Source organism: Rhizorhabdus sp. P4_G5 (genome assembly GCF_056401065.1).
Genome location: NZ_JBFUKB010000005.1, coordinates 402,752 through 427,962, shown reverse-complemented (window position 1 = coordinate 427,962; position 25,211 = coordinate 402,752). Strand labels below are relative to the sequence as shown.

The window sequence follows — 25,211 nt, the reverse complement described above, 5'->3', positions numbered from 1 at the left end:
CCTGATCGCTTATCGGTCGCGGTCGACTGCATAAGCTGCGATTTCGCGTAGCAGATCGGCTTCCCGCCCGAAATTGCCAAGATGGCTGATCGCCTGCTGCGAAAGCGACCGGGCCTGGGCGCGGGCACGATCGGCGCCGAGCAGGGCCACGAAGGTCGCCTTGCCGGCGGCGGAGTCCTTCCCCGCGGCCTTGCCCATCGCCGTGGGATCGCCCTCGGCATCGAGCAGGTCGTCGGCGATCTGGAAGGCGAGGCCAAGGTCGTGTGCATAGCCGCGAAGCCGGCTACGGCCTTCGGGCGGCAGCCGGCCGAGGATCGCCCCGGCCTCGATCGCGAACCCGATCAACGCCCCGGTCTTGAGCTGCTGGAGCCGGGTGACGTTTCCAAGATCGTGCATCGTCTCGGCGGCGGCCATGTCCATCGCTTGTCCGCCGACCATCCCGCCCGGTCCCGCCGCGACGGCGAGCGCGGCCACCAGTTCGGCACGGACGAACGGATCCGCATGGGTCTCTTCGGCCGCCAATATTTCGAAAGCGAGCGCCTGGAAGGCATCGCCGGCGAGGATGGCCGTCGCCTCGTCATAGACCTTGTGCACGGTCGGTCGGCCGCGGCGGACGTCGTCATCGTCCATCGCCGGAAGATCGTCATGGACGAGGCTGTAGACGTGGATCGCCTCGACGGCGACGCCAACGCGCAGGGCGCATTCCGGATCGACCGCGAACAGCCGCGCCGCGCCACAGACCAGTAACGGCCGCAGCCGCTTACCGCCACCGATGGCAGCGTGGCGCATCGCTTGATAGAGGCGGCGGCGGCTGTCCTCGGGCAGAGCCAGCAAGGCATCGAAGCGCATGTCGATTTCGTGCGCGATGCGCTCCAGTTCGGAGGAGAGCAGCTCCGCCATGGTCAGCTTGCCGTGAAGGGCTCGGTCCCCTTCGCCGCGCCGTCCGCGCCGATGCTGATCTTCTCGATCCGTGCCTGCGCAGCCTTCAGTCGCGCCTCGCACTGGCGCTTCAGCGCATCGCCCTTCGCGTAGAGCGCAATAGATTGATCGAGTGGTACGTCGCCCGATTCCAGCTGCCGCACGATCGTCTCGAGCTGCTTGAGGGCGTCCTCGAAGGAGAGGTCGGCGAAGGCGGCAATATCATCCATAGGATCGGCTTTTGGGCTTGGTGTGGACGAGGGTCAAGCTGCCCTCCGGGGAATCCGCCGCCCAGCCAAAGCTGGTAGGACAGCGCTCGCGCCGCGGCGCGAGCAGAGCCTGTCGGCCCCGGCCAAGGCCGGGGCGGCGATGATCCTTATTTCTTGAACGGATCCTGGAAGGCGGGGCCGCTGAACAGCGCCGCCTCCTGCTCGGCCAGCGTCATCTCGGCCACCTTGCCGGCAGCGTCGCGCTCGGCGCGAAGCTGCTCGATCAGGGCCTCGCGGTCGCCCTCGAGCCGGGTGTCGGTCGGCGCTTCGATGCCGGCTGCCTTGGCCGCCTTCGCCACCACCGCGTCGAGCTCGCGCTGCGAGCAGAGGCCGAGCGTTACCGGATCCTTGGGGATGATGTTGGCGATGTTCCAATGGGTGCGGTCCCGGATCGCCGCGATCGTCGTGCGCGTCGTTCCGATCAGCTTGGAGATCTGGCCATCCGACACCTCCGGATGGTTGCGGATGATCCAGGCGATGCCGTCGGGTTTGTCCTGGCGCTTGGAAACCGGCGTGTAGCGCGGGCCTTTGGTGCGGCGCTGCTGGTCCGGGCCCTTGAGCATCACCAGCCGGTAATTCGGATCCTTCTGACCCTTTTCGATCTCGGCCATGCCGAGTTCGCCGGCGCGGACCGGATCGCGCCCGGTCAGCTTGGTCGCTGCCATATCGTCGGCGATCGCCTGGACCTCGAGGATATGCAAGCCGCAGAAATCGGCGATCTGGGGAAAACTGAGCGCGGTATTGTCGACCAGCCACGAAGCGGTGGCATGGGGCATGAGTGGCTGGGCCATGGCGGTCTCCAAAAATAAAAGAGGCCGCCCCGTCACGGAGCGGCCGAAGCATGGATACCGATGTACTGAAACCGCGCGTTCAGCACAAGCTACTCTTGCCGGAGAGCGCCGACGATCAAGCCGCCAGCCGCGCCCTGCCCTCTCCCTGCGGAGCGAGTGCCGCGAGAAACTGCTCCGCACTGCGGCGCCAGCCGAAGGTCGCTCCATAGGCGGCCGCCGCGCTCCGATCGCGCGTCAACGCCTGCCCGATCGCCTTGCCGAGATCCTCGTCCATCGCCGACGACGCGGGATCGAGGATGTCGACCGGGCCGGTGACCGGATAGGCGGCGACCGGCGTACCACAGGCCAACGCCTCGATCATGACCAGCCCGAAGGTGTCGGTGCGGCTTGGGAAGACGAACAGGTCGGCGCCTGCATAGGCCGCCGCCAGCGCCTGGCCTTGCAGCGCCCCGAGGAAAAACGCCTGCGGATAGGCGCGCTTCAGTGCCGCGCTGGCGGGGCCGTCGCCGACCACTATCTTGGTCCCTGGGCCGCCGCACGCCAGGAACGCCTCGATATTCTTCTCGACCGCGACCCGGCCGACATAGAGCTGGATCGGACGCGGCAGTTCCGCGAACGCGGGATGCGGAGGCTGGCCGGGATGGAACAGCGCCAGATCGACGCCCCTGCCCCAGCGCCGGACCGGGCCTATGCGATGTCGGTCGAGGATCGCCTCGACCGACGGAGTCGAGGCCAGCACCGCAGCCGAGGGGCCATGGAACCAGCGGATATAGTGCCAGAACCATCGCGCGGGCATGCCGGTACGCTCGGCGAGATAGTCCGGGAACTGGGTATGATAGGCGGTGGTGAAGGCGAAGCGGCGGCTCAGGCAATGGCGCCGCGCAGCGAGGCCGATCGGCCCCTCCGTCGCGATATGAATGGCGTCCGCGCCGAAGTCGGCGATCCGCCGGCCGACGCCGGCGTGCGTCGTCAGGGCGAGCCTTATCTCGGGATAGCTGGGACAAGGCACCGATCGAAACTGATCCGGCGCGATGACGCACACGTCATGTCCCATGACGAGCAGTTCGGCGCTGACCGCCTGCAGGGTGCGGACGACGCCGTTGACCTGCGGAGCCCATGCATCGGTGGCGATGGCGATGCGCATGCCGCTCAGGCCGCCAGCGCGGTGGCGGCGGCAGTGCGTGCGGCGATTTCATCGGCCCAGTGCAGAACCTCCAGGCGGCCGTCGAAATGCTCGACCAGCGCTGTGCAGCCCTCCACCCAATCGCCGTCGTTATAATAGACGATATCGCCGAAGCTGCGGATCTCCGCAGTGTGAATGTGGCCGCAGACGACGCCATCGACGCCGCGTTCGCCGGCCTCGTGCGCAACCGCTTCCTCGAAGCGCGAGATGAACTCGACCGCGTTCTTCACCTTGTGCTTGGCATGCTTCGACAGCGACCAGTAGGGCAGATTGAACCGCTGCCGCACCACGTTGATCACGACGTTGAGCCGCATCAGCGTTTCGTAGGCAAAGTCGCCGGCGAAGGCGAGCCAGCGGTGGCACATCACCACCGTGTCGAATTCGTCGCCATGCGTCACCATCAGCCGGCGTCCATCCGCGGTCTCATGGATCGCATTGCGGCGTATCTCGATGCCACCGAAGGTCATGCCGGAAAACTGCCGGAACATCTCGTCGTGATTGCCGGGAATGAAGACAACGCGCGTGCCCCGCTTGGCCCGTTTCATCACCCGCCAGACGATGTCGTTATGGGCGGCCGGCCAGTACCAGCTGCGCCGCAGCCGCCAGCCGTCGATGATGTCGCCGACCAGGTACATCGTCTCGCTGTCGGTGGAGTCGAGAAAGTCGATCAGCATCTGCGCATTGCAGCCGCGCGTGCCGAGGTGGATGTCCGACACCCAGATGGTACGGAAGCGGCGGCGCTTGCCGCGCCCTTCAGCTATGGCGGGCGCCTGGCCCTGATACGCCGCTATTCGGGTGATGGCATTCATTGCTCGTCTCCTGCTGGATGACGAGCCGACGCTATGATTCCCAATTGTTACAACCACCTCGCCGCATTCTTGCAGCTTCGTGACGCCTTCGCGGCACTTCGCTTCGAAGCACAGGAAAGATCGAGCAATACCAGCCTCATAAGCTGCCCTTGTGAGAACCGCCTGCAGCTTAGTTTTCCTTCGCCGGTGGGACCGGATATCCGTTGGGCGCGCGCCGAGGGGGACATCATGCAGATTTATGGCGATTCGATTTCGGGAAACTGCCTCAAGGTGAAGTGGACGGCCGACCTGCTCGGCCTCGATTATCGCTGGATAGAGACCAGTGTGCTCGGCGGCGAAACGCGGACTCCAGCCTTCCTGGCGATGAATCGGGCGGGCCAGGTGCCGCTGGTCCGGTTCGCGAATGGCACGGTCCTCGCCCAGTCCAATGCGATCATGCTGGCGCTTTGCGAAGGATCGTCGCTGATCCCGGCCGAGTTCTTCGCACGGGCAAAGATGCTCGAATGGCTGTTCTGGGAGCAATATAGCCACGAGCCTTATGTGGCAGTGGCGCGGTTCCAGGTCCATTATCTCGGCAAGCCGGTCTCCGAACTCGAGCCGAAGATCGTCGAGCGCGGCAACGCGGCGTTGAAACTGCTCGATGAGGCCGTATCTGACCGGGCTTTCCTGGTAGCCGACACCCTCAGCCTCGCCGACCTTGCCCTCGTCGCCTATACGAGGGTGGCGGGCGAGGGCGGATTCGACCTGGCCCGCTATCCCGCGATCCAGCAGTGGATCGGGCGGGTGGAGGACGCTGCCAGGATCAACGACTGAGAGGAACGACGAGCCGAGGATTGTCGCACCGGGCAGGCCCTGGCCTGCCCCGCGCTATCATCATGTTGCCGGATTCGCGTTCAGCCACTCCAGGACATTGTCTGGCGAACTCACCCCATAGGGGTCCTCGTCGGCGCCTTCGTCGTTGATGCCGGGTTCCTCGAACCAGGCGACGATCCTGCCGTCCTCGACGACCATGGCATAGCGCCACGACCTGTAGCCGAAGCCGAGATGCTGCTTGTTGACCAACATGCCCATCCGGCGGGTGAAGTCGCCCGAGCCGTCGGGAAGCAGCTTGGTCTTCTGCAGTCCGAGATTCTTTCCCCACTGGAACATGACGAAGGCATCGTTGACCGACAGGCAATAGACCTCATCGGCGCCAGCGGCCTTCAGATCGTCGTAGCTGCGCTCATAGGCCGGGCATTGCTCGGTCGAGCAGGTCGGGGTGAACGCGCCGGGCAAGGCGAAAATAGCGACGCGCCGCCCCTTGAACAGGTCGCCGGTCTGCACATCCTGCCAGCGGAAGGGGTTGGGGCCCTCGACGCTCTCGTCGCGAACACGGGTCTTGAGCGTCACATCGGGTACGGTACGTCCGAGCATTTATCGTCCTTTCGAGATTGGATGACGCTTAATGGCCAAGGGCGACTGATCGATCCAACGATAAAAGACGTTCTCAGTGATCGGATATATCGAACAGCTCTAGCGGATCGGGCCGTCGGCTCGTCCTTGAACGAACTGATCCACATATGGGTTGCCGCTGTCGTACAGACGATCTCGGGGCCCACGCCAGATGATCTTGCCCTGATAGAGCATCGCCACGCGATGCGCGATCTTGCGCGCCGACGCCATGTCGTGGGTAATGGTCAGGGCGGTGACGCCGAGATCCTCGACGAGTTCGACGATTAGGTCGTTGATCACGTCGGCGCGGATCGGGTCGAGGCCGGTGGTCGGCTCATCGAAAAAGATGATCTCCGGCCTCGGCGCGATGGCACGGGCAAGGGCGACGCGCTTCTGCATACCGCCGGACAATTCGCTCGGACGAAGATCCAGCACCTGGGATCCGAGGCCCACCCGCTCGAGATTCTCGGTCGCGAGCCTGCGCATATTGGCTGCATCCTTCATCCGCCCCTGCGTCAGGGCGAAGGTGACGTTGCGCCAGATCGGCAGTGAATCGAACAGCGCCGAACCCTGAAACAACATCCCGAACTTGGCGCGAGTGCGCTCCAGTTCGCGCGACGACATCGTTAGCAAATCCTCGCCATCGATCCGGATCGCGCCATGATCGGCCTTGAGCAGGCCGAGGATGATCTTGAGCATCACCGACTTGCCGCTGCCCGACTGACCGATGATCGCCATCGATTCGCCGCGCTCGATCTCCAGATTGACGCCGTCGAGCACTGTATTGCCGCCAAATGCCTTGGCGACGTCCTCGAGCACGATCTTATAGTCGTCCGCCATCAGCCGAAGGCCATCAGCGTGATGATGAGGTTCGACAGCAGGATCAGGACGAAGGCCGAGACCACCGCATCGGTGGTGGCGCGGCCGACGCCGGCGGCGCCGCCCTGGGCCTTGAAGCCATGATAGCAGCCCATGAGCGCGATGAAGAAGCCGAAGAAAGCGGATTTCACCAGCGCCATCTGAAGATCGGTCGCGGTCAGGAACTGCCGGGTCGTGTTCAGATAGCCCACGGCATTGAAATCGAGCTTGTAGACCGCGACGAAATAGCCCCCGAATATGCCGATCGCATTGGCGGCGAGCACCATCAGCGGGATGGCTATCAACGCGGCGATCACCCGCGGCGCGATCAGATAGCGATAGGGATCGGTGCGCAGGGTGGACAGGGCATCGAGCTGCTCGGTTACCCGCATCGTGCCGAGCTCCGCCGCCATCGCCGACGCGACACGCCCGGCGACCATCAGGCCGACCAGCACCGGCCCGAGCTCCCGCACGATGCCGAGCACGACGATCGCCGGCACCGTCGACGTCGCATTGAAGCGCGATCCGGCCGTAAAGGTCTGTTGCGCCAGCGCAGCGCCGGAGAAGATGGCGGTCATGCCGACGACCGGCAGCGAGAACCAGCCGATCTGCATCAGCTGCTCGAACAGGCGTGCCGGATAATATGGCGGCCGCACCGCGCGCGCCGCGGTCGTCGCGGCGAACATCGCCACTCGGCCTACCGAACCCAATGCATTGATCAACAATCGGCCGATTGCGGCCAAAAAGGCGATAATTGGCTGCAAATTGAAACTATCCTAGTCGTTCCAGAGCCGCTGATAGCGGGAGCCGAGCCCGGTCAGCAACTCATATTGCGACAGGCCGGTTTCGCCGGCCGCGGCCTCCAGATGATAGTCGACCTCGAGCCAGTCGCCTTCGCCGAGTTTCGCCGGACCCGCATCCACCGCGACCAGGTCCATCGAGACCCGCCCGACCAGTGGACAGGCGGCATCGCCGAACCGTGCGCTGCCACGGCCCGCGAAAGCGCGCAGATAGCCATCGGCATAGCCGAGATTGAGGATCGCCACCCGCATCGGCGCCGCCGCGGTGAAGGTTGCGCCATAGCCGATACTATCGCCCGCCGGCACGTCGCGCATCTGGAGGACCTGCGCCTCGATCCGAAGGACCTGCGCGATACGGCCCGCCGCCTCGGCACGCGGGATTCCGCCATACAGCGCCAGCCCGGGACGGATCAGGTCGAAGCCGAAGGCGGGGCCAAGGCACGCTCCTGCCGAGTTCGCGAGGCTATGCCGCCTGGCTGGAACACGCGTGGCGATATCGGCGAACTTTGCCCGCTGGCGCTCGTTCATCGCGCTGTCGGGCTCGTCGCCACAGGCGAGATGGCTCATCAGCAGGTCAACCTCGAGCCCGTCGAGCAGGCCCGAGCACGCCTCCGCCATGCTCAGCCCGAGCCGGTTCATGCCGGTATCGATCATCACGTCGCAGGGTCGCCCGGGCGCGGCCGCCTTCCAGCGCGCGACCATCGCGGGTGTATTGAGCACCGGCCGTCCGCGCGACGCCAGTGCCGAGGCCATGTCCTCCTCGCGCACGCCATGGAGGACCGACAGCGCTGCGCCTTCGGGCAAGGCGCCGAGCGCATCGGCCTCGGCCCAGGTCGCCACGAAGAAGTCGCGGCATCCCGCCCTGGCGAGGCGCCGCACCACCTCACACGCACCGAGGCCGTAGCCGTCGGCCTTCACCGCGGCCCCCGCCTGCGCACCGGCGCGGGCGGCCAGCCAGCGCCAGTTGGCGACAAGCGCGTTGCTATCGAGGATCAGGCGCAGGGGATAGAGATCGGGGTTCACGATTCCGCCGATAGCCGCCCTGCCCCGGCTATTCCAGTTCTTTGCCTGCGGTTTCCGGCAGCCAGATCAGCGTGACGACGAAGGCCATCGCCACGACGCCGACCGTATACCATAGGCCGGCAAAGGGGTCGCCGGTTCGCGCCACGATATATTGACTGATGAACGGCAGGAAGCCGCCGAAATAGCCGGTGCCGATATGATAGGGCACCGACAGCGACGTGTAGCGCACGCGCGCCGGAAACAGTTCGACCAGCAGCGCCGCGACGGGTCCATAGGTCATGCCTGACAGCAGGCCGATCATGAGCAGAAGCAGCACGATGTGCACCGCGCCGTCCAGCGGTGGCGTGATCTTGTCGAGCTTGTATCCCGCCTTGCCCAGTCCGGCCTCCAGGCTGCCGGCATCGCTCGCATCGACCGGCCAGCCGCCGATCGTCACGCTGGGTGCCGCCGCCGAGGCGCCTTCGACCTTGGTGTAGGCGATGCCCTTCTTGGACAGGATGTCGAGCACCTTGCCGCAGGCGGTTGCCTGTTCCTTTGCGAAGGGATCATAGTTGCAGTCGCTGCCGGTGACGACGACCGGTGCGCGCTCCATGGCGTGGGCCAGCTGCGGGTTGGCGGCGTCGGCAATCCAGTGGAACAGCGGGAACAACAGCACGAGCGTCAGGGCATAGCCGATCAGGATCGGCTTGCGCCGGCCAATCCTGTCCGACAGCCAGCCGAACAGGATGAACCAGAACAGGCTGCCGACGGCCGAGGCGCCGACGATCAGCCGGGCAGTGTTATCCTCGATGCGCAGGCTGTTCTGCAGGAAGTACAACGCCTGGAACTGAGCGGTATACCAGATGACGGTCAGGCCCGCAGATATGCCGAACAGCGCGACGAGGATCATCTTCACCCTCGACCAGCTATTGAAGCTCTCGCGCAGCGGGTTAGACGCGATCTCACCATTTGCCTTCATCTCCTTGAAGACGGGGCTTTCCTTGAGCTTGAGCCGGATCCAGAGCGACACGGCGAGGAGAAGCAGCGAGAACAGGAAGGGGATGCGCCATCCCCACGCAGCGAAAGCATCCTTGTCGACGAACATGTTCGACGCGAGCACTACGGTCAGGCTGAGAAGGAAACCGCCGATCACCCCCGACTGGATGAAGCTGGTGTAGAATCCGCGGCGATGCGCGGGAGCATGTTCGGCGACATAGACCGCGGCGCCGCCATATTCGCCCCCGAGTGCGAGCCCCTGGAGCACGCGGCACAGCACCAGCAGCACGGGGGCCGCGACGCCGATCGTCTCATAGGTAGGCAATATGCCGACCGCCGCGGTAGCGACGCCCATCATCGCGATGGTCACGAGGAACGTGTATTTGCGCCCGAGCCTGTCGCCAAGCACGCCAAACAGTACCGCGCCCAGCGGGCGCATGCCGAAGCCAACGCCGAAACTGGCGAGGAAGATCAGGAAGCTGACCGCCGGATTGTCGGACGGAAAGAAATGGCCGGAGATAATGCTGGCGAGCGTTCCGTAGACGAAAAAGTCATACCATTCGAAGACCGTCCCGAGCGTCGACGCGATGACGACCAGCCGGTCGCGCTTCGCATCGAATTCCACTCCACCCGCCGCCATGCCGCAATCCTCGGTCCTATTTGCTATCGCGCAAACGCCTATGGCAGAGCGTGCGCGGAGACAAGGGACACTACTGCGCCCGCCCCTTGGGCGGAGAATCGGTGTTCCGGCTCCGAGCCGCATCCATGAGGGGGTGCCGGCTGTTCACCAACTCCACCAGATGCGCGCTGTTTACATGCGTATAGATCTGGGTCGTGGCAATATCCGCATGGCCGAGCATCGTCTGGAGGGCGCGCAGATCCGCGCCACCTTCGAGCAGGTGGGTGGCGAAGGCATGTCGCAGCACATGCGGGCTGATCCGCTGCGGCGGAATGCCCGCTTCGGCGGCGATCTCGCGCAGCAGCTGGAACAGCCGCACCCGGCTCAGATGGCCGTGCCCCGAGGGGAACAGGAAGGGCTGGTCTGCCGGAGCATGCACGCTCCATTCCGCCACCGCCTGCCGCGCCCGATCCGAAATCGGCACCAGCCGCTCGCGCCCGCCCTTGCCGCGCAGGATCAGGAACGGCCGGTCGCCGCGCAGCGCGTGGCGCGGCAGCGACACCAGTTCGGTGGCGCGCAGCCCCGAGCCGTAGAGCAACTCGACCAGCGCAATCAGCCGCAAGGTCAACGGGTCGCCATGTCGGTCGCGGCGACGTTCCTCGAGCGCCTCGAACAGCCGGGCGATATCGCCATGGGTGAGGATGCGCGGAAGGGCGCGCTGGGTGGTTGGCCGCGGCAGCGCGTCGGAGGGGTCGTCGGCACGAATGCCCTCCTCCTCCAGAAAACCGTAAAAGCGCCGCAGCACCGACGACTTGCGCGCCACGCTGGTCCTGCTGAGCGCCATCCACTCGGATCCGAGCCGCTGGAGAGCCGGCGTGTCAGCGGCGACCAGCGCACCGCCAAGCAGCGCCGAGGCTCCGCGCAGGTCGGACCCATAGGCCAGCAACGTATTCTTCGCCGCGCCGCCCTCGGCTGCGAGCATCTCGAGAAACTGCAGGATGGCCTCGGCGTCTTTCACCCGCCTCTTGTCCCACTGCGGCCGAGCGAAGACGCGACGTGCACCGGCTATTGCAAGCGCGTCATCGCCTCGGCGGCGATCATTCGCGCTTCGCCTTCGAGCCCGACATCGTGGAGCGCGCGGATCATCGTCGCGAACATCGCAGGCGATACGCCGCCCCAGCTGACCTTCTGCAGGCCCACCGCAACCAGCAGCGCGACCGTCGCCGGTTCCTTGCGTTCGGCGGCCTGGAGCAGCATCCGGGCCCAGCTGCTGCGATTGTCGAAACCGACCTTGTAATCGACCAGCAGCTTAAGCTGCTCCGGTGTGTTCATCCGGTCCAGCCCGGCCAGCGCGCCCAGCAGCAGCCTGAGCTTCTGCGGATTCGCTTCCGCCCAGCGATCGGCAACGCCGGCCAGCCGGTCCGCCGAAAGATCGACAGAAACGCGCGGCGTTCCCACCGCCAGAATCGCCCAGGCCGCATCGCCCTTCTCAGGCGACATGCCGGCGATCACCGGCGCCCAGCGCGCGGCCTTGCGATCGAACCCCGCCGACATCATCGATCCGACCAGTTCGGCGACATCGCCCGAACGGCTGGCGTCGGGGGCGATCCGCGCCGCGGCACGTGCCGTCAGGATCAGACTGGCGTAGCGGTCGACGCTCTTGCCTTCGCCCAGCCCCTCGCCGGTCCAGAAGCCGCGCATGGACGACAGGCGGCCCCCATCGCCATCCGCGACATAGCAGGCACGCAGCCGCCCGGCGGGGGTATCGCTGGTGATCTCGCCGCTATCTTCCCCCGCCTGCGCGTAGAGATCGACCAACGCCGAACTGGAGAACACGCCCAGCCGCGCCGCAGTCATCGCCGCGTCCAGCCGCTCGGCGGCCGGGATCATCGGCGCGCGCGCCGACCAGGCAAGCACCTGCGGCCCCACCGTCTGTACGAGGTCCGACGGAATGGTGAGGCCCAGCGCGCTCGCGATGCCGAAGCGCCAGCTGGTCAGCTGGTTCACCCCCGCCCATTCGACGTTGACGCTGCGGCGTCCCGCGCCGTTCACGCCCATCATCCGCTCCGCCAGCTGGATATCGATCCCCTGCGGATCCTTGGTGCGGCGGCGCGCCTGATCCATCAGCACGTCGGCAATGGCGCTATCGCCCGACAATGCCGCGCAGATCGCCCGCGCCATCGGCCAGAGCGGTTCCCTGCTGCGGATCTGCCCACCATCGGCCAGCGGACAGAGCCCCGCTGCGTCGGCGGTGGCAAGAGCGCTCTGGCCGGCGACGGCATAGAGCTTGGCGTTGAACTTATCGACATCGACGCCCTGGACGAGCATCCGCGCCCCATCGGCTTCTCCCATCCTGAGGAGGAGCCAGGCCCGTTCCGCCACCCAGTCGGGCGCGGCGACATGATCGGGCGTGCCGACGCGGGTCAGCAGCGCGCGCCGCAGCGTGATCGACGCCCAGCGCGATGCGATCGGCACGTCGAGCCGCCGCATGAGCGTCGACAGGAAGCGCCCATCGCTTTCGCCCCATGCAGCGCGGCCAAACCCTTCGAATGGCCCCGCGACGTCGATCGAGCGACGCGCCGAATCAGGCAGCTCCGAAGGCGGCTCGACGGCCGGCTCCTCGTCTGCCGCCGAGGCGAAGATCGCAGGATCCAGCTCGAACACAGGCGGCGCGGCGGGTGCCGGCGGCGCGTTAGGCTGCCCCGGCGCCGGCGTGCCGACCTGCTGCGGACGGTTGGAAGGACCGGGCTGTGTGCCGAAGCCGGGAGGAAGCAGCGATTCCTGGGCCAGAGCGGCGGCGGCGGCCAATGCGACCGCCCCGGCCGTCAGCGCGAAAGCCGCCTTCTTACTTGGCCTGAGCTTCATTCAGCATCGCCTTCTCGACCGTCACGGGCGGCTTCTCCGGATTGACGAAGCTCAGCGCCAGCAGCGCCCCGATGATGATGACGACGACACTCAGTAGGATGAAGCTGAACCGCGACATGTGGGTATCCGGATGGTTGCAATGGAGACGCTTTTGCCCGAGGGGGCGGCCATGTGTATAGCCCTCGACGACATGCCGCAAAGCCTGCCGCCAAATCTTCCGCGTTTTGATCGCCCGCTCGTCCTTATCGGCCTGATGGGCGCCGGAAAGTCGACCATCGGCAAGCGCCTGGCGGCACGCCTTCACCTTCCTTTCGTCGATGCCGATCATGAGATCGAGCGCGCCGCCGGCCTCACTATACCGGAGATTTTCGAGCGATTCGGCGAGAAGGAGTTTCGCGATGGCGAACGGCGGGTGATTGGCCGGCTGATCGACGGCAAGCCGAAGGTCATCGCCACCGGCGGCGGCGCCTTCATGCAGGACGAAACCCGCGAACTGATTCTGACGCGCGCACTGGCTATCTGGCTCGACGCCGATATCGACGTTCTCGCCGAGCGGGTTCAGCGCCGCGAAGGCAGTCGGCCGCTGCTCAAGGACCGAGATCCTCGCGCAGCGCTCGCCGAGCTCGCCGCGATCCGCAACCCGGTCTATGCGCTGGCGCCTTTTCGCGTCCGCAGCCAGCCACTGCCACACGACGCCACCGTCGACAACATATTGAAGGTTCTTGCAGAATGACCGTCCGTGTCGCGCTGGGCGAGCGCAGCTACGATATCCGCATCGAGGCCGGCGCCTTGGACCGGGCCGGCGAACTGCTCGCCCCCTACGCCACCCGTGGCCGCTTCATTGTCGTGACTGATAAAAATATCGTTTCTAATCAGCTGTACAGACTGGAAAGTTCACTCACGGCAGCAGGTATCGCCAGTGCCGCCGAGGTGTTGCCGCCGGGCGAATCGACCAAGAGCTGGAAGATGCTCGAGAAGTTGAGCGACGCGCTGCTCGCCTACGGCGTGGAACGCAACGACACGATCATCGCGCTCGGTGGCGGCGTGATCGGTGATCTGGTCGGCTTCGCGGCTTCGATCCTCAAGCGTGGCTGCCGCTTCGTGCAGATCCCGACGACCCTGCTCGCCCAGGTCGATTCATCGGTCGGCGGCAAAACCGCGATCAACAGCAAGGCGGGCAAGAACCTGATCGGCGCCTTCTATCAACCCGCGCATGTCCTGATCGATCCTACGACCCTCGACAGCCTGCCGCAGCGCCAGCTGCGCGCCGGCTATGCAGAGGTCGTCAAATATGGCCTGATCGACGATCCGGCCTTCTTCAGCTGGTGCGAGGATAATGGCGGCAAGCTACTGAGCGGCGACGGCAACGCGCGCACCCATGCCATCACCACCAGCGTCAGCGCCAAAGCGAGAATCGTCGGTGAGGACGAACGCGAGACCAGCGGCCGGCGTGCGCTGCTGAACCTCGGCCACACCTTCGGCCATGCGCTCGAAGCCGAGGTCGGATTCTCCGACAAGCTGCTCCACGGCGAGGCGGTTGCGGCCGGCATGGCGCTGGCCTTCCGCTTTTCGGCGTCGCTCGGCCTTTGCCCAATCGAGGACGCCCGCCGCGTCACCGCCCATCTCGAAGCCGCCGGCCTGCCGGCAACGCTGCAGGCCGCGCGCGTCGACGCCAGCGGCCAGGTGCTGGTCGCGCACATGATGCACGACAAGAAGATGGAGGGCGGCCAGCTGCCTTTCCTGCTGGCGCGGGGAATTGGGAAAACCTTCCTGGAAAAGAAGGTAGACTTGGCAGCGGTCAAAGCGTTCCTGGACAGCGAGCGCGGCTAGCCCGGATTTCTCAAACAATCAGGTGTATCGGGGCTCTGAATTCACGGATCAGGCTGATTCAGCCGGATCCGATCAAGGTCTAAGCGAATATTTCTCTCTGCCGGCCAGCTGTTGAACGCGCACCTCGGCCGACGCCCACGCGACCCGGGCCAAGGGGCAGGCTGAAAGCAGCGGCGATCAGTCCGCGAGCGGAGCGGATAGCCAGGCGCGCGCTTCGGCCTCATCGAAAAACACTCCGAGCGGCTGGTGGGAAGTTCGCTCGACCTGAAGCTTGGACAGCATTTTGGCCACCACGACGGCGGATCGTTGGATCGACCGAAAGTTCTCATCGTCTGACAGCGTAGCGAAAGCGGCAGAAACCTCCGGTGTCGTCACCGACATTTCCCGCACGTCCGCAAGTAACGAAAGGTCGGGGTATCTGGCCTTTAATCGGCGCAAGGTCGTGGCAAATTCCTCGCCGTAGCGCTTCACGTCGGCGACGCCCCAAAAGCCAAAGAATCGTGTGGTTAAGACTCGATTCTTCTCGTCAAAGTCAATCTCGTACATGGCGTTCCCCACTGACGATTAGCCCGGATTTCTCAAACAATCGGGTGCACCGGGACTCTGAATTTGAAATAATTCTTCTGCACCAAAGGCTTACCTGACAGCGGAGGAGTTTCCCCAATGCCGACAGAGTGTAGTGCAAAATCCTTCGGGTTTGAACGCGCAGAATCGCGTGACGTGGTGGCGTTGTTTGACGGTGGCGATCACGAACGATGCCGGGAACCTGCTTCTGGGAGCGACGGATCCGGCGATCGGGCTGCTGGATCGGCTCGCTGAGTGTTTTTCGGATCGGCAGCGGGCGGATTTGATCGAGCACGGCGTGGGCAGGCTGGTGAGCCAACGGGTGTTCCGGGATAGCGCTGGGCTATGAGGATCTGGTCGATCATGACGAACCAGACAGCGCACACGCCCCGTTCCCCACCAATCCCATCATGCCACAAACGAAGCCCTCCGCGCCCGCGCCGCCGCCATCAAAAGACAGGGTGAGAAATCCGGGCTAGCTCCGCGCCCACATCCTTTCAGACGACGCTAGCGCCGCCGCAGGCACAGCGCCGCAAGCCACATCCAGCCGAGGATCATCGCCAATCCTCCCAGCGGCGTGACGGCGCCCAGCCAGCGCGGCCCGCCGAACGCCATCGCATAGAGCGTGCCCGCGAACAGAGCGGCGCCCAGCAGGAAGAGCGCGGCAGGCCCTCTCGCCTTGCCAAGCGCCACCAGCCCCGCCACGGCGTGGATCATCTGGTAATGCGCCCCGGTGTTCAGCCATTCGGCCGGCTTGCCCTGGACGCCATGGGCTCCATAGGCCCCGGCGATCACCGCGATCGCGCCCGACAGCGCCAGCAGCGCGGCCAGCGGATCGCCTGCCGCCTTCCCTCTTCCCGTTCTCATGAGGCCTTACCCTCCTCCGGCTCGAGATCGAGGCTTCGTTCATGGTTGAACATCGTCTCGCGCTGGATGGCAATGTCGCCGGTCGCCATCTGGGCCTCGAGCCGCGATCCGTCGCGGCGGCGATATTCGCCCTCGACCTTCTCTATGTTTTCCGCGCTGACCCCGACAGCTGCAAGCGCCTCGGATCCGAGCATCACCGCCGACTCGAACAGTTCGCGCACGGCACCGGCAATATCGAGCCGCGCCAGCACCATCATATGCCGCCGGTCGAACGCCCGGACCAGCACCGCCGCGTTGGGGAAGGTGCTGAGCACCGGCTGAAGCTCCTTCTTGCCGAGCTGGTCGCCGTCGACGCAGAAGATGATCGCCCGCGCCTGCTCGGCTCCGGCCTGGCGCAACAGGCCGACCCGGGTGCCGTCGCCATAGTGGACTTTGACGTCGAAGGCCTGGGCGATATCGATCTGATCGACCTTGCTGTCGATGATGCTGACTCGGATACCCGCCGCCAACAGCATCTGCGCCACGGTCTGACCGAAGCGGCCATAGCCGACGACGATCGCCATCGGCACATCGCTCCCGTCGGGGCCTTCGCGCTCCTCGTGCCGAGGTGGAGCGGCAAGAAAGCGGCGCGACACGATCATCAGGAACGGCGTCGTCGCCATCGACAGCGTCACCACCGCCCCGAACAGACTCGCCGCTTCCGGCTGGATCAGCAGCGCGTCGCGCGCCTGGCTGAACAGCACGAAGGCGAATTCGCCGCCTTGGCTCAGCAGCAGGCCGAAGCTCAGCGCCCCGCGGTTCGATACGCCGAACATCCTGGCGATGCCGAACATGACGCTGGCCTTCGCAGCCACCACTGCGAACGCCATTGCGATTACGAAAAATGGCCGTTCAGCAATGACATGGAGGTCAAGCATCATACCGACTGCGATGAAGAACAAGCCCAGCAGGATCGTGCGGAACGGCTCGACATCCGCCTCAAGCTCATGGCGGTACGGCGAGTCCGCCAACATCACGCCGGCGACGAAGGCGCCGAGCGCGGTCGACAGGTGCAGTGCCTCCATCACCGCTGCACTGGCAAGGACGGTGAACAGCCCGGCCGCCACGAACAGCTCGCGCTCGCCCAGATTGCCGACCAGCCGGAACAGCGGGTTGATGAGGTAACGCCCTGCCAGCACCAGGCCCGCCACCGCCGCTACGCTATACAGGCCGAGCAGCCACCCCGGCGGTGTGCCGGCAACGGGCGGAGTGCGCGACAGCGTGGCTATGATCGTGATCAGCGGGATCAGCGACAGGTCCTGGAACAACAGGACGGAGAAGGCACGCTCGCCGCCGGGCGTGTTCATCCGACCGGCGGAGCGCAGCATCGGCAGTACCTGCGCGGTCGAGGACAATGCCAGCGGTAGGCCCAGCGCAATGGCGGCCGCACCGCTGAACGCGGTTGCTACATAGATCAGCGCGCTGAGGACCAGCCCGCAGATCACCACCTGCGCAAGACCAAGGCCGAAGATGTCGCGGCGCAGGCGCCAGAGTCGGTTGGGATGAAGTTCGAGGCCGACCAGGAACAGCAGCAGGACGATGCCGAGTTCGGCGATCCCCAGCTTCGACTCGGCATCGCCGATGAGCCCGAGACCCTGCGGTCCGATCAGGGCTCCCGCGACGATATAGCCAAGCGTCGCGCCGAGCCCGAGTCGTCGGAACAGCAGCACGAAGACAATCGCGGCGCCAAGCAGCAGCACGCCATCGCGCAGCAGCAGGGCCGTGTCGGCGACTTCGGTCATTCTGCGGTGCCGCTCGCGGCCTGGGCGGCGGCTTCGGCCACCGCTTCGAACGCCAGCCGGATCGACGCGTGGCGTGCGGCGTGCGGTCGCGCTGGCGCGAACAGTTCAAGACCCGGCCATTCGCCGGGATCATTGCGCTCCCCTGCCAGAAAGGCGGTAAGCGCATCTCGCGCCGAGGCGAGTTCCGCCGGCGTTCGTCCGATCGCATGCTCGCCCATCAGCGCCGCCGAGGCCTGGCCAAGCGCACAGGCGCGGACCTCCTGGCCCAGCTCGGCGACCCGGCCTTCGCGGTCGACGACAACGTCCACCGTCACCCGGCTGCCGCAGATCGGCGACCGTTTCGACACCGTTGCCTGCGGATCGGCAAGGCGCGCCTGATGCGGGATGCTGGTGGCAAGGCGGAGGATGTTCGAATTGTAAAGCGCAGCCGACATACGTTCCATGTAGGGTGGTTTTCCCCCGATCACCACCACCAGATCAGCCTCGCAGAGGCCGGAGCTCAGCCCTCGAGCTGGCGGATCAGCAGCCTGACGTCGGCATCGAGTTCGGCGTCGGTCTGGCGCAGCTTCTCGATCTGCTTGACCGCGTGAATCACGGTGGTGTGATCGCGCCCGCCGAAGCGACGGCCGATTTCGGGTAGCGAACGTGGCGTAAGCTGCTTGGCGAGATACATCGCCACCTGGCGCGGCCGGGCGACTTCGCGGGCGCGGCGCGCGCTCGACATCTCCGCCTGGCGAATCCGATAATGATCCGAAACCTTGCGCTGGATCTCGTCGATCGTCACGCGGCGCTGGTTCGCACGCAATATGTCGGCCAGCGTCGCCTGGGTGAAATCGACATCGACGGGTTTGCCGGACAGCGCGGCATAGGCGACCACCCGGTTGAGCGCGCCCTCCAGCTCACGGACATTGGCGCTGATCCGGCGCGCGAGAAACATCACTACGTCCTGCGGCACATTGGCCTGCGGCATGCCCTGAAGCTTGCGGGTGAGGATGTTGAGGCGTAGCTCGAAGTCGGCCGGGTTGACGTCGGCGACCAGCCCCCAGGACAGGCGCGACAGGATACGGCTTTCGATCCCATCGAGATCCTGTGGCGAACGATCGGCGCTGATCACAAGGCGGCGGCCCGCCGAGATCAGCTCGTTCATCGTGTGGAAGAATTCCTCCTGGGTCGATTCCTTCCCCGCGATGAACTGCACATCGTCGATCATCAGCAGATCGGCCGCACGCAGCCGCTGCTTGAAGCTGAACGTGTCCTTCGCCCGCATCGCCGAGACGAACTCGAACATGAACTTCTCGGCCGACATGTAGACAACCTTGGCGCCCGGATGACGAGCCAGATATTCATGGCCGATCGCATGCATCAGGTGGGTCTTGCCGAGCCCGGTTCCGCCATGAAGAAATAGCGGGTTGAAGACGAGCTTGCCTCCCTCGGCCAGGGTACGCGCCGCATTATAGGCGACCTCGTTCGCTTTGCCGACAACGAAGCTTTCGAACGTATAGCGGCTTTCCAGCGGGGTACCGCAGCGCACGCCGGCATCGGCGCCGATCGGCTCATCGACGACGACGGCGTCGGCCGGAGTCGCTTCCGCGGGCTCCGCCGAAAACATCGCAGGCCGATCGGCGCCCGATGCCGGGACAATCGAGACCTGGCGAATCTGTGGCAGAAGCGCGCGCCATCCATGAAGCAGGTGCTCGACGAAATGGGTCGTAGCCCAATTGGCCATGAACTCGCTGGGCGCGACGAGCTTCAGCGTGCCGCCCGCAAGATCGCATTCGCCGAGCGTCAGCGGCTTCAGCCAGCCATCGAAGGTGCGCGCGCCGATGCCGCGCCGGAGGTTGGCCCGGATCGTCTCCCAAGCCTGCGCCAGCGCGACATCGACGCCGCCGCCGGTCGGCGAACCGTCGTCCATGTCCCACCCGCCAATGTCTTGAGGCACGCCAATTCCCTCCCGAGCAAACAAGGTCTGCTCCCCCGAAATACTTCGATTTTGAGGGCAACGCCCTCCCCCAGTCCGGAGGCATATCCCCCGGAACACCCGTATTGAAATCATCTAGAAACCGGTTGCGACAGAATCGCGCTCCAGCCACGGGAGCACTCTATGGAGAAGGCGGGACACCGATCAAGAGCATCAATTTTGTCACCAACCCGCAATATGGCTTGACACGCGATAAGCCGGGCACTTGCTGGGGAAATTATTTTTTATTATATACTTACAGATAGTTAGGGATACACCCGGCAACGAATCAAGCTTATTCCGAGGGTTACGTTTCGATGACGCAAATATGACGAAAGCCCGCCGGCGTTGCTGCCGGCGGGTTTGCTGTCTTCGAAATCTACGCTTGCGCGGCGCTCAGGCGAGCGCGGACACCCGCTTCGTCAGGCGCGAGAATTTACGGGCAGCCGTGTTCTTGTGGACGACGCCCTTCGAGACGCCACGGAACAGTTCGGGCTGGGCGGCGGCGAGTGCGGCGGCGGCGGCCGTCTTGTCGCCGGCAGCGAGCGCGGACTCGACCTTCTTGACGAAGGTGCGGATCCGGCTGACCCGGGCACCGTTGATTTCGGCGCGACGGTCGTTGCGACGGATGCGCTTTTTTGCCTGCGGCGTGTTCGCCATGCTCGATGTAACCCTAGCTAAAATGACAAAACAGCGGGAGAATCCACTCCCGCCGGGAGGCCGCGCCAATACACAGCGGCGCCAACATGGTCAACCACCGACTGATGCGCCGTGGCTATCTCTGGCATTTCGGGCAGTAGAAGGTCGAACGCCCCCCATCTACCCGCCGCGCGATCGTCGCTCCGCAGGAACAGCCCTCGCCTTCGCGGCCATAGACGCGCCATTGCTTCGCGAAATAGCCGAGCTCGCCATCGGGCCGGGCATAGTCGCGCAGGGTAGAGCCGCCGGCATCGATCGCCGCAGCCAGTACTGCGCGGATCGACTCGACGAGGCGGTCGAGCCGCTTGGCCGCAATCCTTCCCGCCTGCGTCGTTGGCGCGATCCCGGTCATGTGGAGCGCCTCGCACACATATATATTGCCGAGACCCGCCACGATCCGCTGATCCAGCAGCATCCCCTTGATGGGTGCGACGCGGCCATCGAGCGCCCTGGCCAGATAGGCGCCGGTCAGTTCCGGTCCGAGCGGCTCCGGGCCCAGTGCCTTGAATGCCGGGAAGTCGGCGAGGTCCTGCTTGCGCACCAGATCGACCGATCCGAATCGCCGCGGATCGCAGAGCGCCAGTACGCGCCGCTCATCGGTTTCGAGAACCAGATGATCATGTCGGCCGATCTCCGACGGATCGATCCGCCACCGACCCGACATGCCGAGATGGAAGATCATCACATCTTCGCGATCGGTCTCCAGCAATCCATATTTGGCGCGCCGCCCGAAGCCGATGATGGTCGCACCGGTCATGCGCTGGCGCAGGTCGGCCGGGAATGGCCGCCGGAGATCGGCACGCCGCGTTTCGACGCGGGTGAGGCGGTGGCCTTCCAGCGGAGGCCGCAGGCCGCGGACGGTGGTTTCAACCTCTGGAAGCTCGGGCATGAGCCGGACCTAGACGACAGCGCGTCGCCGTGAAAGCGTCGATCTTGCGGTGCCACGGGCTGAACATCGCGATCAGTGTTTCGCGGAATGACAAAATACCGAGACATGGTTTGCGGCCGGGGCAAGCTGAAGCTAGAGCGTCCACCATGAGCGACACCGTTTCCTTCGGCTACACCGACGTCTCCCCCGACGAGAAAACCGCGAAAGTCGGCGAAGTCTTTCGCAGCGTGGCAGAGCGTTACGACCTGATGAACGACGCCATGTCGGGCGGGATGCATCGGTTGTGGAAGGACCGCTTCGTTCGTCGGGTGAAGCCGCGCGCAGGCGAGGCCATCCTCGACATGGCAGGCGGCACTGGCGACATCGCGTTCCGTCTGGCCCGCTCCGGCGCGCAGGTCACGGTCTCGGACATCAACGGCGCGATGCTGGCGGTGGGCCAGGAACGCGCCAAGAAGCGCGGCATCGCAGGGCTCGCCTGGTCCGAGCAGAATGCCGAGACGCTGAGCTTCGCCAACGGTAGCTTCGACGCCTATACGATCGCGTTCGGCATCCGCAACGTCACCCACCGCGTACAGGCGCTGATCGAGGCGCATCGCGTGCTGAAGCGCGGCGGGCGCTTCTTCTGCCTCGAATTCTCGACGACGCTGTGGCCGGGCTTCAAGGAAGCCTATGACGCCTATTCGCATCGGCTGGTTCCGAAGCTGGGCAAGCTGCTCGCCGGCGACGAGGAGAGCTATCGCTACCTCGTCGAATCGATCCGCCGCTTCCCGACGATGGACGCGTTCCGCGCGGAGATCGATGCGGCCGGCTTCGTGCAGACCAGGGTCGAGCCGATGCTCGGCGGCCTCGTCGCCATTCACAGCGGTTGGAAGATTTGACGACAAGCGTAACCCATGTCTGGCGGTTGCTCCGCTGGGGCCGCACGCTCGCGCGCCACGGAGCGCTGCGCGGGATCGAGCGCGATCCGCTGACCCCCGCGCCGGTGCGCCGTCTGGTACGGCTGGCACGGTTCGGCGCCCGCATTCCGAAGCAGCCCGCTTATGCCGAAGCCTTCGAGGCGCTGGGCCCGGCGGCGATCAAGCTCGGCCAGGCGCTGGCGACACGGCCCGACCTGGTCGGCGAACAGGCAGCCTCCGAGCTGTTCCGGCTGCAGGATGCGCTTCCGCCGGCGCCCTTCCCCGCCATCCGCGCTGCGATCGAGCAGAGCCTCGGCAAGCCGATCGAGGCGATGTTCTCCTCGTTCGACGAGGTCGCGGTCGGCGCGGCTTCGATCGCGCAGGTCCATCAGGCGGTGACCACCGAGGGCCGTACCGTCGCGGTCAAGATCCTGCGACCGGGGATCGAGGAAGAGTTTGCCCGCGCGCTCGAGACATATGAATGGGCGGCCGCGCATGCCGAACTGATGGGCGGCGAGATCGCCCGGCTACGCCCGCGCCTCGTGATCGCGACCTTCCGGCAATGGACCGCCCGCGAGTTGGACCTGCGGCGCGAAGCGGCGTCCGCGTCCGAGCTTGCCGAGAATATGGCGGCCGTGCCGGGCTTCATCGCCCCGGCGATCGACTGGAATCGCACTGCCCGCCGGGTGATGACGATGGAGTGGATCGACGGCGTCAAATTCGCCGATCGCGCCGCGCTGTTGGAGGCTGGGCATGATGGCAAGGCGCTGGCGAAGCTGCTGGTCCAGGCGTTTCTGCGCCAGGCTATCGCAGACGGTTTTTTTCACGCCGATCTTCACCAGGGCAATTTGTTCGCGCTGCCCGATGGTCGCATCGCCGCCATCGACTTCGGCATCATGGGGCGGATCGACAGGCGCGCGCGGGTCTGGCTGGCCGAGATCCTCCACGGGCTGATCACCGGCAATTACCGGCGCGTGGCCGAGATTCACTTCGAAGCCGGCTATGTTCCGCCCCACCATAATGTCGGCGAGTTCACCACTGCGTTGCGGGCTGTCGGCGAGCCGATCCGCGGGCTTGCCGTCAAGGATATATCGATCGGCCAGATGCTCGACGGCCTGTTCGGCATCACCCGCGACTTCGACATGCAGACCCAGCCGCATCTGCTGCTGCTGCAAAAGACCATGGTGATGGTCGAGGGCGTCGCGACGACGCTCGATCCCGATCTCAACATGTGGGAGACCGCTGGCCCGTTCGTGAAGGAATGGCTCCGCTCCGAGCTCGGCCCCGAAGCCTGGCTCGCGGACCGGATCGCCGGTGACCTGCGCACCTTTGCCAGCCTGCCCGAACTGATCCGCCGCATCGAGGCGCAATATCCCGCGCCCGGCGCCGCACCGCCGCCACCGCCGCTGCGCGAAGTGCAGGTGATCCGCATCGCGACCGGCTGGCGTTATGCGGTGGTGGCGGTGCTCGCGGCGGCGGCTGGCGTCGGCGCAGCGCTGCTCCTACACTGAGGCCCATGATCGCTCCCCGTATCCTGCTGATCATCGGCGGCGGTATCGCAGCCTATAAGGCGTGCGAGCTGGTGCGACTGATCCGCAAGGGTGGCGGCAGCGTGCGCTGCGTGCTCACCGAGGGCGCGCAGCATTTCGTGACGCCCATGACATTGGCCGCGCTCAGCGAGCAGGAGGTCCATACCAGCCTGTGGGATCTCAAGAACGAGACCGAGATGGGCCATATCCAGCTGAGCCGGGAGGCCGATCTGGTGGTGGTCTGCCCCGCCACCGCCGATCTCATGGCAAAGATGACGGCGGGCATAGCCGACGATCTTGCCACCACGCTGCTGCTCGCGACCGACAAACCGGTGCTGGCCGTCCCTGCCATGAACGTGCGGATGTGGCTGCATGCCGCGACCCAGCGCAACGTCGCGCGGTTACGGGGGGACGGCGTGACGGTGCTCGATCCCGACGACGGGGCCATGGCCTGCGGCGAGTTCGGGCCGGGCCGCTTGCCCGAGCCGCCATTCGTCTGGGACGCCATTCGCAAGCTGCTCGATGACCGCCGCGCCCGGCCCGCGCCCGGGATCAAGGGCGGCGCGCTCGCTGGCCGGCATGTGCTGGTGACAGCCGGCCCGACCCATGAGCCGATCGATCCGGTTCGCTACATCGCCAATCGTTCGTCCGGAAAGCAGGGCTATGCGATCGCCGCCGCCCTCGCCGAGCTGGGCGCCCGGGTGACCTTGGTTTCCGGCCCCGTGAGCCTGCCGACGCCGCACGCCGTCCATCGCGTCGATGTCGAAACGGCACGGGAGATGGCCGCCGCCGTCGAGGCGGCATTGCCCGCCGACGCCGCCGTCATGGTCGCGGCGGTGGCCGACTGGCGCGCCGAAAGCGCATCAGGTCAGAAGATCAAGAAGGGCGCGTCCGGGCCGGCACCGGCGCTCACCCTGACCGAAAATCCCGATATCCTCGCGGGGCTCGCCGCAAGCGAGCGCCGCCCTCGCCTGCTTATCGGCTTTGCCGCGGAAACCGAGCAGGTCGTGGATCACGCCATTGCCAAGCGCCGGCGCAAGGATGCCGACTGGATCGTTGCCAACGATGTGTCCGGCGACGTCATGGGCGGCGACAGCAACAGCATCCATATCGTCACGCGCGACGGAGTCGAAAGCTGGGAGACACTTCCCAAGGCCGATGTCGCGCGCCGCCTCGCCGCAAGGATCGCCGATGAGTTCGCCTGAAATTGGAATTCGACTGAAGCGCCTCGACCATGGCGCGGGCCTGCCGCTGCCGGTCTATGCCACCGCCCATGCCGCCGGCCTGGACGTGGTGGCGGCCGAGGATGTGACGCTCGCCCCCGGTGCACGGCACGCCGTGGCGACCGGGTTCGCGATCGCCATTCCCGAAGGCTATGAGGTCCAGGTCCGCCCACGCTCCGGCCTCGCGCTCAAGCACGGCATCACTTGCCTCAACACGCCCGGTACAATCGATGCCGACTATCGCGGCGAGGTGAAGGTCATTCTCGCCAATCTCGGCGGCGAGCCGTTCGAAGTGAAGCGCGGGGAGCGGATCGCTCAGCTCGTGCCGGCGGCCGTCCAGCGAGCGGCCTTTGCCGAAGTCGATGAGCTCGACGAGACGGTACGCGGTATCGGCGGCTTCGGGTCGACCGGCCGCTGACCCTTCATCGCTCATGC

General features: G+C 65.6%; 28 protein-coding genes. 8 read left to right on the top strand and 20 right to left on the bottom strand.

Going from position 1 to position 25,211, the window contains the following annotated elements; genetic code table 11:
* Positions 1–9 precede the first annotated feature (9 nt).
* The 5 genes from AC1DQK_RS11860 to AC1DQK_RS11840 form a co-directional block, all read right to left on the bottom strand.
* Complete coding sequence (locus AC1DQK_RS11860; protein ID WP_477870661.1) at positions 10–900, bottom strand: polyprenyl synthetase family protein; 891 nt, start codon at positions 898–900, stop codon at positions 10–12.
* Positions 901–902: 2 nt separating this feature from the next.
* Positions 903–1,148 carry an exodeoxyribonuclease VII small subunit gene (locus AC1DQK_RS11855; RefSeq protein ID WP_477870659.1) on the bottom strand — a complete coding sequence of 82 codons (246 nt, stop codon included), beginning with the start codon at positions 1,146–1,148 and terminating at the stop codon, positions 903–905.
* Between the two features lie 146 nt (positions 1,149–1,294).
* Entirely contained in the window at positions 1,295–1,978 is a 684-nt protein-coding gene (locus tag AC1DQK_RS11850) for a DUF1013 domain-containing protein (protein ID WP_477870657.1), read from the bottom strand.
* 115 nt (positions 1,979–2,093) lie between these two features.
* Positions 2,094–3,122 (bottom strand): glycosyltransferase family 4 protein, encoded by a 1,029-nt coding sequence (locus AC1DQK_RS11845; RefSeq protein WP_477870655.1) that lies wholly within the window; start codon positions 3,120–3,122, stop codon positions 2,094–2,096.
* Between the two features lie 5 nt (positions 3,123–3,127).
* Positions 3,128–3,970 carry a UDP-2,3-diacylglucosamine diphosphatase gene (locus AC1DQK_RS11840; RefSeq protein WP_477870653.1) on the bottom strand — a complete coding sequence of 281 codons (843 nt, stop codon included), beginning with the start codon at positions 3,968–3,970 and terminating at the stop codon, positions 3,128–3,130.
* 228 nt (positions 3,971–4,198) lie between these two features.
* Here AC1DQK_RS11840 and AC1DQK_RS11835 point away from each other — a divergent pair, with 228 nt between their 5' ends.
* Positions 4,199–4,783 carry a glutathione S-transferase family protein gene (locus AC1DQK_RS11835; protein ID WP_477870651.1) on the top strand — a complete coding sequence of 195 codons (585 nt, stop codon included), beginning with the start codon at positions 4,199–4,201 and terminating at the stop codon, positions 4,781–4,783.
* 60 nt (positions 4,784–4,843) lie between these two features.
* Here the strand turns inward: AC1DQK_RS11835 and AC1DQK_RS11830 are convergent, their stop codons facing one another.
* From AC1DQK_RS11830 to AC1DQK_RS11795, 8 genes are all read right to left on the bottom strand, one after another.
* Positions 4,844–5,383: a redoxin family protein gene (locus AC1DQK_RS11830; protein ID WP_477870649.1), complete on the bottom strand. Its 540-nt coding sequence runs from the start codon at positions 5,381–5,383 to the stop codon at positions 4,844–4,846.
* 99 nt (positions 5,384–5,482) lie between these two features.
* Positions 5,483–6,241, bottom strand: a complete 759-nt coding sequence (locus tag AC1DQK_RS11825; protein WP_477870647.1) for an ABC transporter ATP-binding protein — start codon at positions 6,239–6,241, stop codon at positions 5,483–5,485.
* Positions 6,241–6,981 carry an MlaE family ABC transporter permease gene (locus AC1DQK_RS11820; protein ID WP_477870645.1) on the bottom strand — a complete coding sequence of 247 codons (741 nt, stop codon included), beginning with the start codon at positions 6,979–6,981 and terminating at the stop codon, positions 6,241–6,243. The genes AC1DQK_RS11825 and AC1DQK_RS11820 overlap by 1 nt, the downstream gene beginning before the upstream one ends.
* A 54-nt stretch (positions 6,982–7,035) precedes the next feature.
* Positions 7,036–8,085, bottom strand: coding sequence for an alanine racemase (gene alr, locus AC1DQK_RS11815; RefSeq protein ID WP_477870866.1), 1,050 nt, complete (start codon positions 8,083–8,085; stop codon positions 7,036–7,038).
* A gap of 25 nt (positions 8,086–8,110) precedes the next feature.
* Complete coding sequence (locus tag AC1DQK_RS11810; RefSeq protein ID WP_477870643.1) at positions 8,111–9,697, bottom strand: MFS transporter; 1,587 nt, start codon at positions 9,695–9,697, stop codon at positions 8,111–8,113.
* Between the two features lie 70 nt (positions 9,698–9,767).
* Positions 9,768–10,694 (bottom strand): tyrosine-type recombinase/integrase, encoded by a 927-nt coding sequence (locus AC1DQK_RS11805; RefSeq protein WP_477870641.1) that lies wholly within the window; start codon positions 10,692–10,694, stop codon positions 9,768–9,770.
* A 47-nt stretch (positions 10,695–10,741) separates the two neighbouring features.
* Entirely contained in the window at positions 10,742–12,541 is a 1,800-nt protein-coding gene (locus AC1DQK_RS11800) for a hypothetical protein (protein WP_477870639.1), read from the bottom strand.
* Positions 12,522–12,659, bottom strand: coding sequence for a hypothetical protein (locus AC1DQK_RS11795; RefSeq protein ID WP_477870637.1), 138 nt, complete (start codon positions 12,657–12,659; stop codon positions 12,522–12,524). Before AC1DQK_RS11795 ends, AC1DQK_RS11800 begins: the two co-directional genes overlap by 20 nt.
* Positions 12,660–12,731: 72 nt before the next feature.
* Between AC1DQK_RS11795 and AC1DQK_RS11790 the strand changes: the two genes are divergently transcribed.
* Positions 12,732–13,274, top strand: a complete 543-nt coding sequence (locus tag AC1DQK_RS11790) for a shikimate kinase (RefSeq protein ID WP_477870864.1) — start codon at positions 12,732–12,734, stop codon at positions 13,272–13,274.
* Positions 13,271–14,371 (top strand): 3-dehydroquinate synthase, encoded by a 1,101-nt coding sequence (gene aroB / locus AC1DQK_RS11785; protein ID WP_477870635.1) that lies wholly within the window; start codon positions 13,271–13,273, stop codon positions 14,369–14,371. The genes AC1DQK_RS11790 and aroB overlap by 4 nt, the downstream gene beginning before the upstream one ends.
* A gap of 177 nt (positions 14,372–14,548) precedes the next feature.
* Here the strand turns inward: aroB and AC1DQK_RS11780 are convergent, their stop codons facing one another.
* Positions 14,549–14,917: an STAS/SEC14 domain-containing protein gene (locus tag AC1DQK_RS11780; protein WP_477870633.1), complete on the bottom strand. Its 369-nt coding sequence runs from the start codon at positions 14,915–14,917 to the stop codon at positions 14,549–14,551.
* Between the two features lie 187 nt (positions 14,918–15,104).
* On the opposite strand from AC1DQK_RS11780, the gene AC1DQK_RS11775 reads away from it, so the two are divergent.
* A complete protein-coding gene (locus AC1DQK_RS11775) occupies positions 15,105–15,284 on the top strand; it encodes a transposase (RefSeq protein WP_477870631.1) in 180 nt (59 codons plus the stop codon).
* Between the two features lie 158 nt (positions 15,285–15,442).
* On the opposite strand, the gene AC1DQK_RS11770 is transcribed toward AC1DQK_RS11775, so the two are convergent.
* From AC1DQK_RS11770 to mutM, 6 genes are all read right to left on the bottom strand, one after another.
* Positions 15,443–15,802: a DUF423 domain-containing protein gene (locus AC1DQK_RS11770; protein WP_477870629.1), complete on the bottom strand. Its 360-nt coding sequence runs from the start codon at positions 15,800–15,802 to the stop codon at positions 15,443–15,445.
* Positions 15,799–17,583 carry a cation:proton antiporter domain-containing protein gene (locus tag AC1DQK_RS11765; protein WP_477870627.1) on the bottom strand — a complete coding sequence of 595 codons (1,785 nt, stop codon included), beginning with the start codon at positions 17,581–17,583 and terminating at the stop codon, positions 15,799–15,801. The genes AC1DQK_RS11770 and AC1DQK_RS11765 overlap by 4 nt, the downstream gene beginning before the upstream one ends.
* Complete coding sequence (locus AC1DQK_RS11760) at positions 17,580–18,017, bottom strand: iron-sulfur cluster assembly scaffold protein (RefSeq protein ID WP_477870862.1); 438 nt, start codon at positions 18,015–18,017, stop codon at positions 17,580–17,582. Before AC1DQK_RS11760 ends, AC1DQK_RS11765 begins: the two co-directional genes overlap by 4 nt.
* Positions 18,018–18,082: 65 nt before the next feature.
* Positions 18,083–19,495 (bottom strand): chromosomal replication initiator protein DnaA, encoded by a 1,413-nt coding sequence (gene dnaA, locus AC1DQK_RS11755; RefSeq protein WP_477870860.1) that lies wholly within the window; start codon positions 19,493–19,495, stop codon positions 18,083–18,085.
* Between the two features lie 441 nt (positions 19,496–19,936).
* Entirely contained in the window at positions 19,937–20,200 is a 264-nt protein-coding gene (gene rpsT / locus AC1DQK_RS11750) for a 30S ribosomal protein S20 (RefSeq protein WP_477870625.1), read from the bottom strand.
* Positions 20,201–20,315: 115 nt separating this feature from the next.
* The gene (gene mutM / locus AC1DQK_RS11745) at positions 20,316–21,128 is read right to left on the bottom strand and encodes a bifunctional DNA-formamidopyrimidine glycosylase/DNA-(apurinic or apyrimidinic site) lyase (protein ID WP_477870623.1); all 813 of its coding nucleotides are present in this window, start codon (positions 21,126–21,128) and stop codon (positions 20,316–20,318) included.
* A 146-nt stretch (positions 21,129–21,274) separates the two neighbouring features.
* Here mutM and AC1DQK_RS11740 point away from each other — a divergent pair, with 146 nt between their 5' ends.
* From AC1DQK_RS11740 to dut, 4 genes are read left to right on the top strand one after another with little or no spacing between them, the layout of a single operon-like run.
* Positions 21,275–22,006 carry a class I SAM-dependent methyltransferase gene (locus AC1DQK_RS11740; protein WP_477870621.1) on the top strand — a complete coding sequence of 244 codons (732 nt, stop codon included), beginning with the start codon at positions 21,275–21,277 and terminating at the stop codon, positions 22,004–22,006.
* Positions 22,003–23,535 (top strand): 2-polyprenylphenol 6-hydroxylase, encoded by a 1,533-nt coding sequence (gene ubiB, locus AC1DQK_RS11735; RefSeq protein WP_477870619.1) that lies wholly within the window; start codon positions 22,003–22,005, stop codon positions 23,533–23,535. The genes AC1DQK_RS11740 and ubiB overlap by 4 nt, the downstream gene beginning before the upstream one ends.
* 5 nt (positions 23,536–23,540) lie before the next feature.
* Positions 23,541–24,758, top strand: a complete 1,218-nt coding sequence (gene coaBC, locus AC1DQK_RS11730; RefSeq protein WP_477870617.1) for a bifunctional phosphopantothenoylcysteine decarboxylase/phosphopantothenate--cysteine ligase CoaBC — start codon at positions 23,541–23,543, stop codon at positions 24,756–24,758.
* Entirely contained in the window at positions 24,745–25,194 is a 450-nt protein-coding gene (gene dut / locus AC1DQK_RS11725) for a dUTP diphosphatase (protein WP_477870615.1), read from the top strand. Before coaBC ends, dut begins: the two co-directional genes overlap by 14 nt.
* The last annotated feature ends 17 nt before the right edge of the window (positions 25,195–25,211 follow it).

Bases quoted from the DNA above. Each gene is read 5' to 3' on its own strand.
- aroB (WP_477870635.1), top strand. From the start codon at position 13,271: ATGACCGTCCGTGTCGCGCTGGGCGAGCGCAGCTACGATATCCGCATC.
- AC1DQK_RS11780 (WP_477870633.1), bottom strand. From the start codon at position 14,917: ATGTACGAGATTGACTTTGACGAGAAGAATCGAGTCTTAACCACACGA.
- dut (WP_477870615.1), top strand. From the start codon at position 24,745: ATGAGTTCGCCTGAAATTGGAATTCGACTGAAGCGCCTCGACCATGGC.
- AC1DQK_RS11840 (WP_477870653.1), bottom strand. From the start codon at position 3,970: ATGAATGCCATCACCCGAATAGCGGCGTATCAGGGCCAGGCGCCCGCC.
- rpsT (WP_477870625.1), bottom strand. From the start codon at position 20,200: ATGGCGAACACGCCGCAGGCAAAAAAGCGCATCCGTCGCAACGACCGT.
- AC1DQK_RS11810 (WP_477870643.1), bottom strand. From the start codon at position 9,697: ATGGCGGCGGGTGGAGTGGAATTCGATGCGAAGCGCGACCGGCTGGTC.
- AC1DQK_RS11765 (WP_477870627.1), bottom strand. From the start codon at position 17,583: ATGACCGAAGTCGCCGACACGGCCCTGCTGCTGCGCGATGGCGTGCTG.
- AC1DQK_RS11740 (WP_477870621.1), top strand. From the start codon at position 21,275: ATGAGCGACACCGTTTCCTTCGGCTACACCGACGTCTCCCCCGACGAG.
- AC1DQK_RS11845 (WP_477870655.1), bottom strand. From the start codon at position 3,122: ATGCGCATCGCCATCGCCACCGATGCATGGGCTCCGCAGGTCAACGGC.
- AC1DQK_RS11830 (WP_477870649.1), bottom strand. From the start codon at position 5,383: ATGCTCGGACGTACCGTACCCGATGTGACGCTCAAGACCCGTGTTCGC.
- AC1DQK_RS11825 (WP_477870647.1), bottom strand. From the start codon at position 6,241: ATGGCGGACGACTATAAGATCGTGCTCGAGGACGTCGCCAAGGCATTT.
- AC1DQK_RS11855 (WP_477870659.1), bottom strand. From the start codon at position 1,148: ATGGATGATATTGCCGCCTTCGCCGACCTCTCCTTCGAGGACGCCCTC.
- mutM (WP_477870623.1), bottom strand. From the start codon at position 21,128: ATGCCCGAGCTTCCAGAGGTTGAAACCACCGTCCGCGGCCTGCGGCCT.
- dnaA (WP_477870860.1), bottom strand. From the start codon at position 19,495: ATGGACGACGGTTCGCCGACCGGCGGCGGCGTCGATGTCGCGCTGGCG.
- AC1DQK_RS11850 (WP_477870657.1), bottom strand. From the start codon at position 1,978: ATGGCCCAGCCACTCATGCCCCATGCCACCGCTTCGTGGCTGGTCGAC.
- AC1DQK_RS11770 (WP_477870629.1), bottom strand. From the start codon at position 15,802: ATGAGAACGGGAAGAGGGAAGGCGGCAGGCGATCCGCTGGCCGCGCTG.
- AC1DQK_RS11760 (WP_477870862.1), bottom strand. From the start codon at position 18,017: ATGTCGGCTGCGCTTTACAATTCGAACATCCTCCGCCTTGCCACCAGC.
- AC1DQK_RS11860 (WP_477870661.1), bottom strand. From the start codon at position 900: ATGGCGGAGCTGCTCTCCTCCGAACTGGAGCGCATCGCGCACGAAATC.
- coaBC (WP_477870617.1), top strand. From the start codon at position 23,541: ATGATCGCTCCCCGTATCCTGCTGATCATCGGCGGCGGTATCGCAGCC.
- AC1DQK_RS11790 (WP_477870864.1), top strand. From the start codon at position 12,732: ATGCCGCAAAGCCTGCCGCCAAATCTTCCGCGTTTTGATCGCCCGCTC.
- AC1DQK_RS11795 (WP_477870637.1), bottom strand. From the start codon at position 12,659: ATGTCGCGGTTCAGCTTCATCCTACTGAGTGTCGTCGTCATCATCATC.
- AC1DQK_RS11835 (WP_477870651.1), top strand. From the start codon at position 4,199: ATGCAGATTTATGGCGATTCGATTTCGGGAAACTGCCTCAAGGTGAAG.
- AC1DQK_RS11800 (WP_477870639.1), bottom strand. From the start codon at position 12,541: ATGAAGCTCAGGCCAAGTAAGAAGGCGGCTTTCGCGCTGACGGCCGGG.